This window comes from Leucobacter sp. cx-328 (assembly GCF_014530035.1).
Classification (GTDB): domain Bacteria; phylum Actinomycetota; class Actinomycetes; order Actinomycetales; family Microbacteriaceae; genus Leucobacter.
The window spans coordinates 1-18,191 of the sequence record NZ_JACVMX010000003.1 but is presented as its reverse complement, the minus strand read 5'-3'; the positions used below and the strand labels follow the sequence as shown (position 1 = coordinate 18,191).

15 protein-coding genes and 5 tRNA genes are annotated in these 18,191 nt (G+C 60.1%); 5 read left to right on the top strand and 15 right to left on the bottom strand.

Annotated elements, in window-relative coordinates:
• Positions 1–9 precede the first annotated feature (9 nt).
• The 4 genes from ICL81_RS04920 to recO are packed head-to-tail and all read right to left on the bottom strand — an operon-like array spanning position 10 to position 4,044.
• Positions 10–1,287, bottom strand: a complete 1,278-nt coding sequence (locus tag ICL81_RS04920; RefSeq protein WP_370566843.1) for a deoxyguanosinetriphosphate triphosphohydrolase — start codon at positions 1,285–1,287, stop codon at positions 10–12.
• On the bottom strand, positions 1,280–2,476 hold the full coding sequence (gene dusB / locus ICL81_RS04915) for a tRNA dihydrouridine synthase DusB (protein WP_188033850.1): 1,197 nt from the start codon (positions 2,474–2,476) through the stop codon (positions 1,280–1,282). Before dusB ends, ICL81_RS04920 begins: the two co-directional genes overlap by 8 nt.
• 28 nt (positions 2,477–2,504) lie before the next feature.
• On the bottom strand, positions 2,505–3,311 hold the full coding sequence (locus ICL81_RS04910) for an isoprenyl transferase (protein WP_188033849.1): 807 nt from the start codon (positions 3,309–3,311) through the stop codon (positions 2,505–2,507).
• Between the two features lie 10 nt (positions 3,312–3,321).
• The gene (gene recO / locus ICL81_RS04905; protein ID WP_188033848.1) at positions 3,322–4,044 is read right to left on the bottom strand and encodes a DNA repair protein RecO; all 723 of its coding nucleotides are present in this window, start codon (positions 4,042–4,044) and stop codon (positions 3,322–3,324) included.
• 63 nt (positions 4,045–4,107) lie between these two features.
• Between recO and ICL81_RS04900 the strand changes: the two genes are divergently transcribed.
• Positions 4,108–4,935, top strand: coding sequence for a trimeric intracellular cation channel family protein (locus tag ICL81_RS04900; RefSeq protein ID WP_353055419.1), 828 nt, complete (start codon positions 4,108–4,110; stop codon positions 4,933–4,935).
• Here ICL81_RS04900 and ruvC read toward each other — a convergent pair.
• From ruvC to ICL81_RS04865, 7 genes are all read right to left on the bottom strand, one after another.
• The gene (ruvC, locus tag ICL81_RS04895) at positions 4,932–5,534 is read right to left on the bottom strand and encodes a crossover junction endodeoxyribonuclease RuvC (protein WP_188033847.1); all 603 of its coding nucleotides are present in this window, start codon (positions 5,532–5,534) and stop codon (positions 4,932–4,934) included. The genes ICL81_RS04900 and ruvC overlap by 4 nt on opposite strands.
• A gap of 113 nt (positions 5,535–5,647) precedes the next feature.
• On the bottom strand, positions 5,648–6,412 hold the full coding sequence (locus tag ICL81_RS04890; protein WP_188033846.1) for a YebC/PmpR family DNA-binding transcriptional regulator: 765 nt from the start codon (positions 6,410–6,412) through the stop codon (positions 5,648–5,650).
• A gap of 61 nt (positions 6,413–6,473) precedes the next feature.
• The gene (locus ICL81_RS04885; RefSeq protein ID WP_188033845.1) at positions 6,474–7,049 is read right to left on the bottom strand and encodes an HIT domain-containing protein; all 576 of its coding nucleotides are present in this window, start codon (positions 7,047–7,049) and stop codon (positions 6,474–6,476) included.
• Entirely contained in the window at positions 7,046–9,013 is a 1,968-nt protein-coding gene (gene thrS / locus ICL81_RS04880) for a threonine--tRNA ligase (RefSeq protein WP_188033844.1), read from the bottom strand. The genes ICL81_RS04885 and thrS overlap by 4 nt, the downstream gene beginning before the upstream one ends.
• A gap of 160 nt (positions 9,014–9,173) precedes the next feature.
• Positions 9,174–9,245: transfer RNA gene (locus ICL81_RS04875), tRNA-Val, on the bottom strand.
• Positions 9,246–9,271: 26 nt separating this feature from the next.
• Positions 9,272–9,342: transfer RNA gene (locus tag ICL81_RS04870), tRNA-Cys, on the bottom strand.
• A gap of 46 nt (positions 9,343–9,388) precedes the next feature.
• Positions 9,389–9,461, bottom strand: a tRNA-Gly gene (locus tag ICL81_RS04865).
• Between the two features lie 195 nt (positions 9,462–9,656).
• On the opposite strand from ICL81_RS04865, the gene ICL81_RS04860 reads away from it, so the two are divergent.
• Both ICL81_RS04860 and ICL81_RS04855 read left to right on the top strand, forming a co-directional pair.
• Positions 9,657–10,670: a hypothetical protein gene (locus ICL81_RS04860; RefSeq protein WP_188033843.1), complete on the top strand. Its 1,014-nt coding sequence runs from the start codon at positions 9,657–9,659 to the stop codon at positions 10,668–10,670.
• 130 nt (positions 10,671–10,800) lie between these two features.
• Positions 10,801–10,875: transfer RNA gene (locus ICL81_RS04855), tRNA-Val, on the top strand.
• Between the two features lie 208 nt (positions 10,876–11,083).
• On the opposite strand, the gene carB is transcribed toward ICL81_RS04855, so the two are convergent.
• From carB to pyrR, 3 genes are all read right to left on the bottom strand, one after another.
• A complete protein-coding gene (gene carB, locus ICL81_RS04850; RefSeq protein ID WP_188033842.1) occupies positions 11,084–14,374 on the bottom strand; it encodes a carbamoyl-phosphate synthase large subunit in 3,291 nt (1,096 codons plus the stop codon).
• Positions 14,374–15,582 (bottom strand): glutamine-hydrolyzing carbamoyl-phosphate synthase small subunit, encoded by a 1,209-nt coding sequence (gene carA / locus ICL81_RS04845; protein ID WP_188033841.1) that lies wholly within the window; start codon positions 15,580–15,582, stop codon positions 14,374–14,376. The genes carB and carA overlap by 1 nt, the downstream gene beginning before the upstream one ends.
• Positions 15,583–15,670: 88 nt before the next feature.
• On the bottom strand, positions 15,671–16,222 hold the full coding sequence (pyrR, locus tag ICL81_RS04840; protein WP_188033840.1) for a bifunctional pyr operon transcriptional regulator/uracil phosphoribosyltransferase PyrR: 552 nt from the start codon (positions 16,220–16,222) through the stop codon (positions 15,671–15,673).
• A gap of 341 nt (positions 16,223–16,563) precedes the next feature.
• Here pyrR and ICL81_RS04835 point away from each other — a divergent pair, with 341 nt between their 5' ends.
• Complete coding sequence (locus ICL81_RS04835) at positions 16,564–17,634, top strand: fatty acid desaturase (RefSeq protein ID WP_370566854.1); 1,071 nt, start codon at positions 16,564–16,566, stop codon at positions 17,632–17,634.
• 173 nt (positions 17,635–17,807) lie between these two features.
• Positions 17,808–17,880 (top strand) — tRNA-Gly (locus tag ICL81_RS04830).
• A gap of 71 nt (positions 17,881–17,951) precedes the next feature.
• Here the strand turns inward: ICL81_RS04830 and ICL81_RS11830 are convergent.
• Positions 17,952–18,191: hypothetical protein (locus ICL81_RS11830; RefSeq protein WP_215394752.1), on the bottom strand; the 240-nt coding region annotated here is incomplete at its 5' end.

The following is an 18,191-nucleotide window of genomic DNA, read 5'->3' as shown; positions in this document are numbered from 1 at the left end:
AGGTGAAGTTTAGACGAGAGAAGCCGTGCAGAGGCGCTCGTACCAGGCGATTGCCGACTGATCTGTCAGCGATGCCACCTGGTCGACGATTGCGCGTCGGGCACCAGCGTCGTCCTGTGCAGCGCGGAAATCCGCGGCAAACGCCGGTTCCAGTTCGTGCGGGCCGGCCTCCTCGAGCGTGTGGAGGAGCTCAATCAGCAAACTACGCTGTCGGCGATATGTTGGCTGTCGGCGACCGCTCTGCATGACAAATGCGGCCACGATGCCCTTGAGAGTGGCGATTTCGGCGCGGATCTCGCGCGGCACCACAATCTCCGCACCGTACCTGGCGAGTGAGGCTCCATCAGCGGCAGTCACAGTCGCCACGATCGAGGTGCGCGCAAAACGCCCAATCATGTCGCTCGTAAAGTTCTTGAGCTTTGCCTGGTCGCGGCGCGAGCCATCCCAGCTGGTAAGCCAGTTCTGGCTGTGCGCCATACGATCAAAGGCTGCCCCGAGCTCATCGGTCGAGAAGTCCCCGCCTGCCCAATCAGAGACGGTGCGAATCAGTGAATCATGACCGGACCTGGCGGTCAAAAAGAGCGGATCAATGTGTTCACTGACGATCGCATCTTCGAAGTCGTGCACGGAATACGCGATGTCATCGGAAAGATCCATGACCTGAGCTTCTGCGCACTTTTGGCGATCCTTTGCGCCCTGACGCAACCAGTCAAAGACCGGCGCGTCATCGGCGAAATAGCCGAACTTCATGCTGCCGGGGGCCGCTTCTTCGAGCGCCCACGGGTACTTGCAGCTCGCGTCGAGCGTCGCACGTGTGAGGTTCAGGCCAACGCTGTCACCCTCCGGGGAGAAATGCTTGGGTTCGAGGCGCGTCAGAATACGCAGTGTCTGCGCGTTACCCTCGAAGCCGCCAAAGCCGGTCATCCACTCGTTCAATGCACGTTCACCGTTGTGCCCGAACGGCGGGTGGCCAAGGTCATGCGCGAGACACGCCGTATCTACGACGTCCTGCGACAGCTCAAGCGAGGCCGCAAGCTCACGGCCGATCTGTGCGACCTCGAGCGAGTGGGTCAGTCGATTGCGCGCGAAATCCACTCCGGCGGTGGGGCTCAGCACCTGCGTCTTTGCAGAGAGCCGCCGCCATCCGCTGGAGTGGAGCACGCGGGCGCGGTCGCGCGCAAAGTCGCTCCGCGCACCGCTGTGTGTTTCTGGCAGGAAACGCTCGGTGTCACCCGAGCTGTATCCGGGAGGCAACGCTGCCTCGCCGGATAGCGAACGATTAACCACCGTCTACTCCGGTCTCATCGCCTTCGCCCTCAGCAAGGGCTGCAAGGTCAATGTGGGTCGTCTCGCGGCTGTCGAGCCAGCCGTAGGGAAGAATCGTGCGCTTCGGGCTACCTGCGCGGCCACGCTGACCCTCAGCGCCCTCGCCGGGGTAGGGCATCTCGCGATCCATCGTGTCGAAGATGGCGTCCATCTGGTCGAACGACTCGACGGTCGCAAGCGCACGACGGGTCTCGCCGCCGACGCCGTAGCCCTTGAAGTACCACGCGACGTGCTTACGAATGTCGCGGCAAGCGCGCTCTTCCGAGCCGTCGTAGAAGTCTACGAGCAATTCGGTGTGGCGACGCATTGCGACCATGACCTCGCCAAGGTTCGGGTGCGCAAGTGCAGCCTGTGCCTCGTCTGCGCTGATCTGGCCAGCCTCGGCCTTGAAGGCAGCGGCGAGGTCGCCAAAGAGCCAGGGGCGACCGAGGCAGCCACGGCCAACCACAACACCATCGCAGCCGGTTTCACGAACCATGCGGATCGCGTCATCAGCGGCCCAGATATCGCCATTGCCGAGCACGGGAACGCTTGTGATGGTTTCCTTCAGCTTGGCAATCGAAGACCAGTCGGCCTGGCCCGAGTAGAACTCGTTCGCCGTACGTCCGTGCAAAGCGATCGCCGCCACACCTGCGTCCTCTGCCGCGCGAGCAGCATCAAGGTAGGTGAGGTGATCCGCGTCAATGCCCTTGCGCATCTTCACCGTGAGGGGAATGTCGCCAGCTGCTTTGACCGCACCCTCGACGATCGCACGGAACAGGTCACTCTTCCACGGAAGTGCCGAGCCGCCGCCGCGACGCGTCACCTTGGGAACCGGGCAACCAAAGTTCAAGTCGATGTGATCAGCGAGGTTCTCGCCAACCAAGAATTTCACTGCCTCAGACACGGTCGTCGGGTCGACACCATACAGCTGGATCGAGCGAGTCGTCTCACTCTCGTGATGCTTGATGAGCTGCAGCGACTTCGGCGTACGCTCAACGAGCGCGCGAGTCGTCACCATCTCGCTCACATACAGGCCAACACCGTACTCCCGGCACAGGCGACGGAATGCGGTGTTCGTAATTCCGGCCATGGGAGCCAAGATGACGGGGACGTCGAGTTCTAGCGGGCCGATCTTCAGGGCGGGCGCCGCGGCAGTCTGAGCAGTCATATCGCTTCTATTCTCTCAGATCCAGCTGTCAGCTGAGTTCAGCTGTGGACTGACCGGCTTCTGGCGTGTCGACAGCGCCGCCGAAGCGACGATCGCGCGCATGAAAAATGCGGATCGCCTCCCAGAGATCCTTACGCCCAAAATCTGGCCAGAGCGTATCGAGGAACACCATCTCCGCGTAGGCCGATTGCCACAGCATGAAGTTGCTCGTGCGCTGCTCGCCAGAACTGCGCACGAATAGGTCTACCTCTGGCAGCTCAGGCACATAGAGATGGCGTTCGATGACACGCTCTGTAATGCCCTTCGGGCTGAGCTCCCCGCGCTTTACTTCTTCGGCAATTCGGCGAACCGCGTCGGTGATCTCGTTACGACCGCCATAGTTCACGCACATGGTGAGGGTGAGGCCCGTGTTGTTGCGAGTGACGCGTTCCGAAGCCTGCAGTTCTTTGATGACCGAGCCCCAGAGCTTCGGCCGACGGCCGGCCCAGCGCATACGCACGTTCCAGCTATCAAGTTGATTGCGACGACGACGCAGTACGTCGCGGTTGAAGCCCATGAGGAAGCGCACCTCATCAGGCGAGCGCCGCCAATTCTCGGTTGAAAAGGCGTACACGCTCAGGTGGGTGACACCTGCCTGAATCGCGCCAGCAACAACGTCGAGGAGCGCCTGTTCGCCCATCTTGTGTCCCTCAACGCGAGCGAGGCCGCGCTGATTCGCCCAGCGGCCATTACCGTCCATAACGATGGCGACGTGCTTCGGTGCTGGCCCAGCAAATTTCGGGGGCTGCTCCCCCGTCCAATCGACCGGGACGAGATTTTCGGGTGCCTGGTGCATGGGTGACAGTTTAAGCCCGGCCAACCTTCAGGGCTCGCAGGCCGCGCTCAAGGTGCCACTGGGCGTACGCGGCCACGATGCCCGCAGCCTGGTCGATTGCGCGGGATTGTGCCGAAGAAATCGTTTCCCAATCGCCTGCGCCGAGTGCTGTGAGCAACGCTATCGCCTCGGGGTCCAGGCGTGGAATTCCGGCGATGCGACATGCCTCACAAATCACGCCACCGAGCTGCACAGCAAAGAGTGTGTGCGGGCCTGCTGCACCACAGCGCACGCACTCATCAAGGCCGGGCGTCCAGCCCGCCTCGCTGAGTGCCCGCAGTAAATAGCTGTCACGCACAAGACCGGACGGCATTTTGCCCGCCGCGAGTGTCCGCAACGCGCCGATCAGAAGCCGGAGCTGCTGCTCAGACGGATCTCCCTCACCCAACCGCTCAGCCATTTCAGCAACCACGCTCGCCGCACGGTAGCGGTCATAGTCAGCGGTGATCTGGGCGCCATACGAGCCGAGGGTCGAGGCCTGCGTAATCGTGTCGAGGGTGCGACCCTCGAAGCATTGCAGATCCGCCACCATGAAAGGTTCAAGTCGCGCACCGAACTTTGACGAAGTACGGCGCACCCCCTTCGCGACCGCGCGCAAAATGCCGTGGTTTCGTGTGAAGAGGGTGATGATGCGGTCTGCTTCACCCAACTTCTGCGTGCGCAACACGACGCCAACTTCACGGTACAGGGGCATGCCTCTAGTATTCCCTATTCCGCATCGAGCGAACTGCGAGTAAACGGGTGAAAGAATAGGAGTGTGTTGCTCGACGAAACGTTTCAGACTCCGCTTGCAGCCGACCTCATCGCGGTCGGCACCGGCAGCCTACAGGGTGCCCTGTTTGCCGCGGGCTTCAAGAAACTTGACCTGCTCGGAGTCGCGCTCATCGGCGTTGCAACGGGCGTCGGTGGTGGCTTCTTGCGCGACATGCTGCTCGGCGTGACGCCCGCAGCGTTCTCGAACAACTACTACTTGATCGTCGCGGTCGGAGCAGCCTTGCTCGGCATGAGCCTGCCGCGCATCTTCGAGCGGCTCGACCCGGCGATCACGTTCCTCGATGCAATCAGCATCGGCATGTTCGGTGCGATCGGCACGACGAAGGCGTTTGAGATGGGCTTGCCATTCGTGCCAGCCATCTTCATCGGCGTAATATCGGCAGTTGGTGGTGGCGCGTTGCGCGACGTCATGTTGAACATGCCGATCGCGCTCATGCATGTCGGCTCGCTCTACGCCGTCGCGAGCCTCGCTGGTGTGACTGTGCTCACGGTCTTGCTGATGTTCAAGGTACCCGTGCTGGTCGCCGGAATTGTCTGCGTCCTCGTCACGACGGTAGTTCGGCTGCTGGCAGTTCGCTTCGGCTGGAGCTTGCCCGAGCAGCGAGCGCTCACTCGGATTCGTCTGCGCAAGCAGCGCGAGGTCGAAGTCGCGATTCAGGAAGCACTGGAGACCGGCGCGCTCAATTTGCCGATGCCACTCCCCGACATCCTGCCTGATGCGTACCCGCTTCCGAACGCTGGTCCGGAGCCTGCACCGAACGACGAAGAAGACGAACGCTTCGGCTACACCGGGCCCACCCCGAAAGTTTAGGTTCGAGCGCCGCGGCGCTTGCCAAGCTTCGCCTCGGCTTCACGCCACGCGCGCTGCGCTGGTGTTTCGGTGACGGGCGCGCCGACACCGTCGAACCGTTCCATGCGGCTGGCGGATCCGCCCCTACTCACATTCCATGCGTGCGTGATGGCGAGTGCGAGCGCGTCGGCAGCATCCGCAGGCTTGGGAGGCGCGGCGAGCTTAAGCAGGCGGGTGACCATCGTCGTGACCTGCGCCTTGTCGGCAGCACCGTAACCGGTGACCTGCGCCTTAACCTCGTTTGGCGTGTACAGCGAAACGGGAATACCGCGCTCTTCGGCGAGGAACATCACGACGCCACTGATCTGGGCAACGCCCATCACGCTCGCGACGTTGTCCTGCGCGAAGACACGCTCAAGCGCGATCGCGGTGGGCTTTTCACCGTCAAGCAGGCGGCCGATGCTCTTGCCGAGCGTGTGAAGACGCTGCGGGAGTGGCATGTCAGCGGAGGTGCGCAGCACCTCGACGTGCTCGAACGTGACCTGCCGTGAGGCGCCAGCGGTGACGATTCCGACGCCCAGACGGGTGAGGCCGGGGTCGATGCCGATAATGCGGCTCATGTGAGGCTCGTTTCTTGGTGCGCCTTGCGCGGGTGGCTGTAAGAGGTACGGGGATACGGCTGAGGGCCTGCCGTGAAACGCATTCACGTAGCAGGCCCTCAACTCGTAACGCCTTACTCGTCTTCTGCGAGCTCCGCCTGCACCTCTGCGGTGAGGTCGAAGTTCGAGAACACATTCTGTACGTCGTCGCTGTCTTCAAGCGCGTCAATGAGGCGGAACACCTTACGTGCGGTGTCTGCGTCGATCTCGACCTTGAGGTTCGGAACGAACTCTGTCTCAGCCGAGTCGTACTCGATACCAGCGTCGACGAGCGCCTTGCGGACAACCTCGATGTCGGTGGGCTCGGTGTACACCTCGAAAGCTTCGCCGTTCGGGGTCGGGGTGACTTCGTCAGCGCCTGCATCGAGCACTGCCATGAGAACGTCGTCCTCGGTGGTGCCCGCTGCCGGAACAGTGATGACACCCTTGCGCGCGAAGTTGTACGCAACGCTGCCTTGCTCACCGAGTGCGCCGTTGTTGCGGGTCAACGCGGTGCGAACCTCTGCTGCTGCACGGTTCTTGTTGTCGGTCAGACATTCGATCATGAGCGCGACGCCGTTGGGGCCGTATGCCTCGTACATGATGTTCATGTACTCAACCGACTCACCGGTGAGGCCAGCGCCACGCTTGATCGCGCGGTCGATGTTGTCACCGGGAACCGAGTTCTTCTTAGCCTTGTGGACTGCCTCGGCAAGAGCCGGGTTACCTGCGAGGTCAGCGCCGCCGATGCGAGCTGCGACCTCGATCACCTTGATGTACTTCGCGAATGCCTTTGCGCGGCGCGAGTCAAGGATGGCCTTCTTGTGCTTGGTGGTTGCCCACTTGGAGTGTCCTGACATGTGGAGCTCCTTTTCGTGAAAATTCGATCGATACTACGGGGTGAAATGCGGCGGGTGTGGATCAATCCGGTGGATCGGCCCACGCGACCGCAATCGCCTCTCGCAGATCTCCGAGCAACTGCGGCATCGCCTTCGTCTTCGCGATGATTGGGAAGAAGTTTGCATCGTTTGCCCAGCGGGGCACGATGTGCTGGTGCAGGTGCGCAGCAATGCCGGCGCCTGCGATTTCACCCTGGTTCATGCCCAAGTTGAAACCGTGGCAGCCCATCACTTTGCGCAACACGCGCATCGCCTTCTGGGTCAGCGCTCCAATTTCGGCCACCTCTTCGGTGGTCGCTTCGTCATATTGAGCGATATGTCGGTACGGGCAGACCAGAACGTGTCCGTTGTTGTATGGGAACAGGTTCATGATCACGTACGCGGACTTACCACGGAACACAATGAGCGAGTCTTCGTCGCTCATTTCAGGGGCAGCGCAGAACGGGCAGTCAGTCTGTGTCGGCTGGCGATCGTCTGAAACGTAGACCATGCGGTGCGGAACCCAGAGGCGGGCGAGGTCGTCGGCAACGCCGACGGTACCCCGCTCGCCCACACCCTCAACCGAGGGTGTGGGGTCTACAGCCGCAGACTCGTTCATTCGGTCCACGCAGTCGTGACCTGCTCATGAGTTTCAATTGCGCTCACGATGCGAGCAATCGCATCTTCTACGGGCACGCCGTTGAGCTGCGTGCCGTCACGGAAACGGAAGCTCACAGCACCCGCGGCACGGTCATCCTCACCAGCGATGAGCTGGAACGGCACCTTCGCCTTGGTGTGGTTGCGAATCTTCTTCGACATACGGTCGTCTGAGTGGTCGACCTCTGCGCGCACGCCAGCCTTGCGAAGCTTCGCAATGACATCGTCGAGGTAGGGGCCGTACTCTTCAGCAACGGGAATGCCCACTGCCTGGACGGGAGAAAGCCACACGGGGAAGACACCAGCGTAGTGCTCGAGCAGAATTGCGAAGAAGCGCTCAACCGAGCCGAGCAGTGCGCGGTGGATCATGACGGGCTGCTTACGCGTGCCGTCTGCTGCCGCGTAGTCGAGCTCGAAAAGCTCAGGCTGGTTGAAGTCGAGCTGAACGGTCGAGAGCTGCCAGGTACGGCCAATCGCGTCGCGCGCCTGAACCGAAATCTTCGGCCCATAGAACGCTGCTCCACCGGGATCGGCTACGAGCTCGAGACCCGACTCTTCGCCAACCTCGCGAAGCGTCTGCTCTGCGGTTGCCCACTGCTCGTCGGTACCCACGGACTTTTCAGGGTCACGGGTCGAAAGCTCAAGATAGAAGTCATCAAGACCATACGCGCGAAGCGTCGCGAACACGAACTCGAGCTGGCGCTTGAGCTCGCCCTTGACCTGCTCATCGGTGACGTAGATGTGTGCGTCGTCCTGAGTCAAGCCGCGCACACGAGTCAGGCCGGCGAGAGTGCCGCTCTTTTCGTAGCGATATACGGTGCCGAACTCGGCGAGGCGAAGCGGCAGCTCACGGTAGCTGCGTGCACGCGAGCGGAAAATCAAGTTGTGGAACGGGCAGTTCATGGGCTTCAGGTAGTAGTCCTGACCCTGCTTGACAACCTGGCCCTCGTCGTTGACGACCTCGTCGAGGTGCATCGCGGGGAACATGCCGTCCTTGTACCAGTTCAGGTGCTGACTGGTCTCGAACAGGGTGCCCTTGGTGATGTGCGGCGTGTTAACAACCTCGTACCCGTTACGGATGAGCTCTTCACGCATGAAGGTCTCGATCTCGTGACGGATGATGCCACCCTTCGGGTGGAATACCGCGAGACCGGAACCGATCTCATCGGGGAAGCTGAACAGATCGAGCTCAACACCGAGCTTACGGTGATCGCGCTTTGCTGCTTCTTCGAGGCGAACCTGGTAGGTACGCAGCTCGTCCTTGGTCGGCCATGCCGTGCCGTAGATACGCTGCAGCATCGGGTTCTTCTCACTACCGCGCCAGTACGCACCAGCCGAACGCATGAGCGCCCAGCCATTGCCGAGCATACGGGTCGAAGGAACGTGCGGGCCGCGGCAGAGGTCCTTCCAGCAGAGCTCGCCGGTCTTCGGATCAACGTTGTCGTAGATGGTGAGCTCGGCGCCGCCGACCTCAACACTCTCGTTGTCGGAGCCCTCATCTGCGCCACCCTTGAGGCCGATCAACTCAAGCTTGTACGGCTCGTCTGCAAGTTCAGCACGTGCTTCGTCTTCGGTAACAACACGACGAACGAAGCGCTGGCCCTGCTTCACGATCTTCTGCATTTCCTTCTCAAGCGCCTTGAGGTCTTCAGGCGTGAATGGAGTCGCGGGGTCGAAGTCGTAGTAAAAACCATCAGTGATGGGCGGGCCAATACCGAGCTTGGTTTCGGGGTTGATGCGCTGCACCGCCTGCGCGAGCACGTGCGCAGCCGAGTGGCGAAGGATCGAAATACCGTCTTCGCTGTCGATAGTGACAGGCTCGACCGTATCGGTCTCAGTTACCGTCGCGGCAAGATCTTTCAGCTCGCCATTGACGCGCATTGCAACGATCGAACGATCGGTAAACAGGGAGAAGCCATCGGCCACAGGGGCACACTCCTTCGAAGACAGTAGAGACTAACCCCACAATCTTAACGCCTGATGCGACGACGATTGCCAGCCGCGCTCAGGGTTGCGCAGGAAAGTTCGGTCTCACGGGTCACTGAAAACAAAAACCCCCGGGCTCAAAAGACCGGGGGTTAACTTGTGCGCGATACTGGGATCGAACCAGTGACCCCTTCCGTGTCAGGGAAGTGCGCTACCGCTGCGCCAATCGCGCCTATATAGGCTATTCAGTTGTATACGAGGTGGCGACGGGATTCGAACCCGTGTATACGGCTTTGCAGGCCGCTGCCTCGCCTCTCGGCCACGCCACCGTATTGTGATTTGCCACCACAAAATCATCAGAAAACTAATGATCAGAGCGGATGACGAGATTCGAACTCGCGACCCTCACCTTGGCAAGGTGATGCGCTACCAGCTGCGCTACATCCGCATGTCGGCCAGGCTCACGTTTCCGTTCGTCCTTGCGACGTAGATAACTATAGGGGGATTTTGGGGAGCAGTGCAAATTCCTCCCCCTTCCCCGGGAGTGGCGGAGCCGAATACTGGCTTATTTACGCCAAATTCCTGGCTTTTCACTCGAATTCTCAATAGCCTTAGAATCATGCGTCGCACAGGTGGGGTGGTCATGAGGCGATGTGCTGCGGTCATCGTTTCGCTCCTTCTTGTTGCGTTTTTGGTGCTTGCGTTCGCTAATCGCGGCCTCATTAGAGACCATTTCGTAGCTGCAACGTTTGATGCGTCGCCAGAAGTTCAGGCGCTCACGGAGAATCTTGACCTCACTCAGGCAGGCGAACGGGTGTTCCTTGCCTCCGAGCCAGCAATTGGTGGGGCTGAACACTTCACCGCGTGGTGCTCGGGCGTCGTTCGCTCAGAAGAGAGCCACGTCCTTGGCTGCTATAAGAGCGAAAATATTTACCTCTTCAATGTGACAGATCCACGCCTGGAAGGCATTGTGGAGGTCACTGCCGCGCACGAACTCTTGCACGCGGTTTTTGCGCGCATGAGCCCTCGAGAGCAACAAGCGCTCGCAAAAGAATTACGCAGCGAATATGAAGCTCTTATTGTCGATTCGCCCGAGCTTGCAGAGCGGATGGCTGTCTACGAGCCCCTCTCCCCCACCGCCTATGCAAACGAGCTTTTCGCAGTACTTGGAACCGAAGAGTTTCCCCTGAGCGAGAAACTCGAATCACGTTACTCGGGCTGGTTCAACGACCGTGAAGGAATCGTTGATGTGCACCAGCAGGTCTTTAGTGTGTTTGTGGATCTGCGCGCCAGAGCCACAGAGCTTGCTGATGAACTTACGACACTCAAAGCCTCAATCGAAGAACGCAATGAGGAATACACGGCATCAGTAGCCGCTTACAATTCGAAGGCTGCCGAGTTTAAAGACCGAAATGGGCGATTTGAGTTCAGTGACAACGTCGCCGAGTTTGACGAAATTCGATGGCATCTTCTTGATTGGCACGCTGATCTTGAAGACGAGTTGGCATCGCTGCGCACCGACACGGATCATTACAACGAACTTCGTGAGGAACTCGAGGGACTCAAGCAAATTGGCGCAGAGCTCGACGCATCCATGAATTCAATGCCTGCACCCGCGATCGAGGCACCGACCCCGAGTGAAGAGATTGACGAATAGATATCCCCCCACGTGGCCGGAGCTCTTTGAGCCATGCCGCGCCACGCGCCCGGAATGCAACGAGTTTAGAAGCCACAGACAGGTCGTGTAACGTATGTGGAGTTGCAAGGCGTTACTGCCTGAACAGCACGGGCGATTAGCGCAGCGGTAGCGCACTTCCTTCACACGGAAGGGGTCACTGGTTCGATCCCAGTATCGCCCACCATACAGAGGCCCCCGGTTACCCCGGGGGCCTCTTGCGTTGCGCCCGCAGTACCCCGCCGTTTCACGGTGCGGTGAACGCAGTTCCGGGCGCCAGAATCCGAGCAACATTGCTTTCGCCCGTCGCTACAAACTGATTCAGAACACCCTAAAACGCAGGTGCCCTGCCGGTTGACTCAACAGTCACGGGCAGGGCACCTATCTCGATTTACTTACGCCTGAGCGAGAACCGCGTCGCGATCCGCCTGGTACTCCTGGAGCGACTTCACGTTGAACGTAATCGCGGCTGCAGAGAGCGCCCCAACGGTTGCCGAGAGCTCTGACATCGTCGTGAAGATGGGTACGCCAGCGGCAACCGCAGCCGCACGGATCTCGTACCCGTCAGCACGCGCCGATCCACCAGCAGGCGTATTGACGATCAGGTCAACTTGCTCGCTGTTGATGAGATCCACGATCGACTCACCCTCAGTGCGAGCCGAGTGCTTCGCAACGGTCGTCGAGGTAATGCCGTTACGCGCAAGCACCACCTGGGTGCCCTGAGTTGCGAGGATCTTGTAACCCAGCTCCTGCAGGCGCAGTGCGGGAAGTACCACTGCACGCTTGTCGCGATCCGCCACTGAGAGGAACACCGTGCCGCTGGTCGGCAGTGCGCTTCCTGCGGCAGCCTGGCTCTTGGCGAACGCGGTCGGGAAGTCGAGGTCCATACCCATAACCTCACCAGTCGAACGCATCTCCGGGCCGAGCAGTGCGTCAACGACCTTGCCGTCCTTCGTGTGGAAGCGCTTGAACGGCATCACTGCTTCCTTCACCGCGACGGGGGCGTCAATTGCGACGCGTGATCCATCACGCTCGGGAAGGAGCCCGGCAGCGATCAGCTCGGCAATGGACTCGCCAGCCATGACGCGCGAAGCAGCCTTTGCCAGCGGGATTCCGAGCGCCTTCGACACGAAGGGAACCGTACGCGACGCGCGAGGGTTTGCCTCAAGCACGTACAGCACACCCTGAGCAATTGCGAACTGCACGTTCAGCAGACCACGAACGCCGATACCTTCTGCGATGCCGCGGGTTGCCTCACGGACCTTCGCGATCTCCGCATGGCCAAGCGTGATGGGAGGCAGAGTGCAGCTCGAGTCGCCCGAGTGAACTCCGGCTTCCTCGATGTGCTCCATGATGCCGCCAACGTACATCTGCTCACCGTCGTACAGGGCGTCGACATCGATCTCGATCGCGTCATCGAGGAATCGATCGATCAGAAGCGGGTGGCCGGGGCCGACCAGCGCGTGGCCTTCGATGCGCTCGAAGTAGCCGTGCAGCGACTCGGTGTCGTACACGATTTCCATGCCACGACCGCCAAGCACGAACGACGGACGCACGAGAACCGGGTAACCGATCTCTTCTGCGACGCGGATCGCGCCCTCTTCGTCGATAGCAGTGCCGTTGCGCGGCGCCAGGATTCCAGCCTGGTCGAGGATCTGAGCAAATGCGCCACGCTCCTCGGCGAGGTCAATCGCCTCAGGAGTGGTGCCGAGGATCGGGATGCCAGCATCCTTCAGCGGCTGCGCGAGGCCAAGAGCGGTCTGACCACCGAGCTGCACGACGACGCCAACGAGTTCGCCAGATGCCTGCTCGGCGTGGATGACCTCGAGCACGTCCTCAAGAGTGAGCGGCTCGAAGTACAGGCGATCAGAGGTGTCGTAGTCCGTCGAGACAGTCTCGGGGTTGCAGTTGATCATGATCGTCTCATAGCCAGCCTCTGCCAGCGCGAACGACGCATGGACGCACGAGTAGTCAAACTCAACGCCCTGACCGATACGGTTCGGCCCCGAGCCAAGGATGACGACCTTCTTGCGATCCGAAGGGGTGACCTCGGTCTCGAAATCGTACGAGGAGTAGTGATACGGCGTGAGCGCAGGGAACTCGCCAGCACAGGTATCGACCGTCTTGAAGACTGGTCGCAGGCCGAGGCCGTGGCGGAGACCGCGAACCTCAGACTCGCTCGAGCCGCGCAACTGCGCGATCTGCACGTCCGAGAAACCGTGTTCCTTCGCTTCGAGTAGCACCTCGGGGCTGAGCTTGTCAGCCTGCTGCACCAATTCTGCAACCTCATTGATGAGGACGATCTGGTCAAGGAACCAGGGATCGATCGAGGTAGCAGCGTATACCTGCTCAATCGTCGCGCCCTTACGCAGTGCCTGCTGGATGTCGATGATACGACCATCGGTCGGACGCTTCATGGTTTCGAGCAGGTCTTCGACCGTGCGATCGTTCTCGCCCCAGTGGAACGAAGAGCCACGCTTCTCGAGCGAACGGAGCGACTTCTGCAGTGCCGTCGTAAAGTTTCGACCGATTGCCATTGCTTCGCCGACCGATTTCATGGTCGTGGTGAGGGTGTCATCGGCAGCGGGGAACTTCTCGAACGCGAAGCGCGGAGTCTTCACTACGACATAGTCGATCGAAGGCTCGAAGCTCGCAGGAGTCTTCTGCGTGATGTCGTTCGGAATCTCATCGAGACGGTACCCCAGCGCGAGCTTCGCAGCGATTTTCGCAATCGGGAATCCGGTAGCCTTCGATGCGAGTGCCGACGAACGCGAAACGCGGGGGTTCATCTCGATCACAATGATGCGGCCCGTCTTCGGGTCGATCGCGAACTGAATGTTGCAGCCACCCGTGTCAACGCCAACCGAACGGATGATGTCGATCGAGATGTCACGCAGCTTCTGGTACTCACGGTCGGTCAGCGTCAGCGCCGGCGCGACGGTGATCGAGTCGCCCGTGTGCACACCGACAGCGTCCACATTCTCAATCGAGCAGATGACCACCGAGTTGTCTGCGTTGTCGCGCATGAGCTCGAGCTCATACTCTTTCCAACCGAGAATTGACTCTTCGAGGAGTACCTCGGTAGTCGTACTGTAGTGCAGGCCGTCGCGCACGATTCGCACGAGTTCTTCTTCGGTGTACGCGAAGCCTGAGCCGAGGCCACCCATGGTGAACGAGGGGCGAACGACGAGCGGGTAACCGAGATCCTTCGCGAATTCCTTCGCCTCTTCTACGGTGTGGGCGATGTGCGAGCGAGCAACGTCAGCACCGCACTCAAGGACGAGGTCCTTGAAGATCTGACGATCCTCACCACGCTTAATGGCCTCGGGCTTCGCACCGATGAGCTCAACATTGTACTTTTCGAGGATGCCCTGCTCGTGCAGTTCCATTGCCGCGTTCAGTGCGGTCTGGCCGCCGAGCGTCGGCAGAATTGCGTCAGGCTTTTCCTTGATGATGATCGACTCGATGACCTCAGAGGTGATCGGTTCGACGTAGGTCGCGTCAGCGAAGTCTGGGTCGGTCATGATCGTCGCGGGGTTCGAGTTCACGAGGATCACGCGAACTCCTTCCTCACGAAGCACGCGGCAGGCCTGGGTGCCCGAGTAGTCAAACTCACATGCCTGACCGATAACGATCGGGCCAGAGCCGATGACGAGAACTGAGTTGATGTCTTGACGCTTTGGCATTAGTTGTCGTCCCCCGAAGTAGTAGTGCTGACTGCGCGATCCTTCACAAGTGTGCGGAAGCGGTCGAAGAGGTAGAAGGCGTCGTGCGGGCCCGCTGCCGCTTCCGGGTGGTACTGCACCGAGAACGCAGGAATGTCGAGGCATTCAAGACCCTCAACAACGTGATCGTTCAGGCTGTAGTGGCTCACCTGCACGCGACCGAAGCCCGCAGGTGAATCGAATTCGCTATCAATAGGCGCGTCAACTGCAAAACCGTGATTCTGGGCAGTGATTTCGACGCGGCCAGTGCGCTTGTCGAGCACCGGCTGGTTGATGCCACGGTGACCGAACGGCAGCTTGTAGGTCTGCAGGCCGAGTGCACGACCGAGCAGCTGGTTGCCGAAGCAGATGCCGAAGTACGGGACACCCTGCTGCAACATGGTGCGCAGCAATTCCACCTGACCATTGCTTGCGGCAGGATCGCCTGGACCGTTCGAGAAGAACAGCGCGTCGGGTGAAAGTGCCTGAACCTCTTCTGCAGTCGTCGCTGCGGGAAGTACCTCAACGTCGAAGCCGTGCTCGGCGAGGTAGTTCACGGTCGCACGCTTTACACCAAGGTCAAGTACGGCGATCGTGCCGACTCGTTCTACGCCTTCGGTGGCGGGAACCGAGTAGCGCTCCTTCGTGGAGACCTCAACCGACAGATTGCGGCCGGCCATCGACGCCTGATTCTTCACGCGTTCGAGCTGCTCAGCCTCAGTAAGTTCGAGTGCTTCGCCTGAGAAGACGCCGCCGCGCATCGCGCCAGCATCACGCAGGATACGGGTGATCGCACGGGTATCGACTCCAGCGATACCGACAATGCCGTCGTTCACGAGGTCTTCGTCGAGTGAGCGGGTTGCCCGGAAGTTCGAGACGCGTCGAGCGCGATCTCGAACCACGAAACCTGACACCCAGATCTTGTCCGACTCCATGTCGGTGTCGTTGGCGCCGGTGTTGCCGATGTGGGGCGCTGTCATCACGACGATCTGTCCCGCGTACGACGGGTCAGTGAGCGTCTCCTGGTAGCCGGTCATGCCTGTTGCGAAGACAACCTCACCGAGGGTCTCCCCCGTCGCACCGTATGCGCGGCCAGGGAATCGCGAGCCATCTTCAAGCACCAGCACCGCAGCACCGATTGGTACGACGCTCGATGGGGGTACAGTCACTTCAATCGTGTTCGTGTTCACGCGTCCTCCTGGGTCTGGTCTTTACAAATGGTTGAGTAATTCGTCACTGGAATTCCTGAGACGAAAATCTTGGTTCTTCGCATGCGGTTCATGCGAGAGGGCGTGGGTCGCCTGCAGAAATGGCAACCTCGTCAACGCCGTCGTGTTCTGTGAGCCGCACTGAAATTCGTTCTTGCTTGGCACTCGGCAGGTTCTTACCGATGAAATCGGCACGAATTGGGAGCTCTCGATGCCCGCGGTCAATCAGGGTCGCCAATCGAACCGTTTGTGGACGGCCGTAGTCGTTGAGTGCATCGAGCGCTGCACGCACGGTTCGTCCCGAGTAGAGGACGTCGTCCACAAGCACGACCGTTGCACCATCGATACCTTCGATAGGCATCTCACTTGACTGCGGGGACAAGGTGGGCCTGCCTGCCAAATCATCGCGGTACATCGTCACATCGAGCGTCGCAGTGGGAATTTCAACACCGGAAATACGCGAAATGATGGCAGCAATACGCTGCGCCAAGATGCTGCCGCGCGTAGGAATACCTACAAGCACAAGACCGGAAACACCTTTGTTGGCCTCGACGATTTCGTGCGAGATTCGAGTCAGCGCCCGCGAAATATCAGCACTTTCAAGCACAATTCGCGTACCCATAATCGAGCCTCCCTTCTCCGCCTCACAGGACGGTCATTAAAGAAAAGCTGAAGTACTCAATATCTTACCGCACGCTCGTGGGCCGCTCTTACACGACCTGTCATTTTTCTTCAAGCCAGCTTCACCGTCTGGCTCGATCCACTTATTTCGCCGCGGCCCCTGAAGCCTTCTCCCCGATAAATTAAGCATGCAGCTTCCTGCATGCTTTGCATAGTAGGTTGAGCCTCAGCGAGCGGCATCTGCCAGTAGCTTTACCAGGATCACCTCGGTTCGATCCGCCACGGAAGCAGGTGTCGCCAATGACGGCTACCCATACTCAGCCAACCCCAAGTGCTCGCGAAATGTATCGGCCCACGCGCGCGAACAGCGGCGATTTCCCGCCAATTGCGCGCGCTTACACGCAGGTGTCACAAACGGTACGCGACGCGGGACTCCTGCGCCGCGCATACTGGTTCTATGCTCTTGTCGCAGGTGCGATTCTCGTCGCGCTGGGTGGCGCCGTCACCGGGTTCATTCTTCTCGGCACCAGTTGGTTCCAGTTACTGATCGCAGCCGGCCTGGGAGTCATCTTCACTCAGATCGCCTTCCTCACTCACGAAGCAGCGCATCGTCAGATTTTGCGACTGGGGCCAGCGAACGACCGTCTAGCGCGCATTCTCGCCGGCTCAATCGGTCTCAGCTATTCCTGGTGGGACTCGAAGCACACCCGCCATCACTCCAACCCGAACCGCGTCGGTAAAGACCCTGACATTGAAGTCGACACCATCTCCTTCATTGAGGAAGATGCCGTCTCAGCCACCGGGCTCCGTCGCGCAATCACTCAACGTCAAGGCTGGTTCTTCTTCCCTCTACTCACTTTGGAGGGAATCAACCTGCACCTACACAGTCTGCGTCACCTCATGAGCAAGGGTCAGGTGCGCGGGCGCTGGACAGAGCTCAGCATCATTGCCGCACGATTCACGCTGTTCCTTGTTCCCCTGTTCTGGTTCTTGCCACTCGGAATGGCATTCGCTTTCCTTGGCGTGCAGCTTGCCGTATTCGGCCTCCTTATGGGCGCTTCCTTTGCCCCCAACCACAAAGGCATGCCGATCATCGCGCACGATGCGAAGCTCGACTTCTTCTCCAAGCAGGTACGCACCTCGCGCAACATTCGCGGCGGCTGGTGGGCGACGATCCTCATGGGCGGGCTGAATTACCAGGTGGAACATCACCTGTTCCCCAGCATGGCGCGACCTCACCTCGCGAAGGCGCGTCTCATCGTCCGAGAGCACTGCGCGACCCTCAACGTCCCATACACCGAGACCTCACTGATCCGCTCATATGCGATTGTCATTGAGTACCTGAACCGCGTAGGCCTCGCCGCACGCGACCCGTTCGAGTGCCCAATTACCGCGGAATATCGGCGGGCATAGCGCTCGGCATTTCCCCGTCAGAAGGGGTTGGCGGATCAGGAATAATCAGCCGCAACCGTACGCTGCAGCCATAGGGCGACGCGCCGAAACCCAGCGCCAATTAGGCAGAGTGGGGTGACGTGCGGCATAGTTATTGAGTCGCAAGGCGCCGGAAACAGCAACTTGAATGACATGCGGATGTAGCGCAGCTGGTAGCGCATCACCTTGCCAAGGTGAGGGTCGCGAGTTCGAATCTCGTCATCCGCTCGGACAGCGCCTGGGGAAACCCAGGCGCTTTTTCGTTTACTCGCGGCCGTTCCGGGCGGCACGGCGGGCGCTTACGGCAGTGCTCCCCCCTCATCTACGTGCGCAAGTTCATGCCATACGATCATCACGCTCAGGCCCACCAATATTGCCCCGTAGAGAACAGTTTGGGCGAAGACTAAAAACGGGGTTATAGGACAAAACGTGTGTAAACGGTTGGGCGGGTCATGCCCGTCCTCCCCATCCAGCACGTAGCCAGAGCCCTTCCGCAGCATCGAGTCCTGTGCCGTAGAGCTCTGGCCCATTGTCGGGTT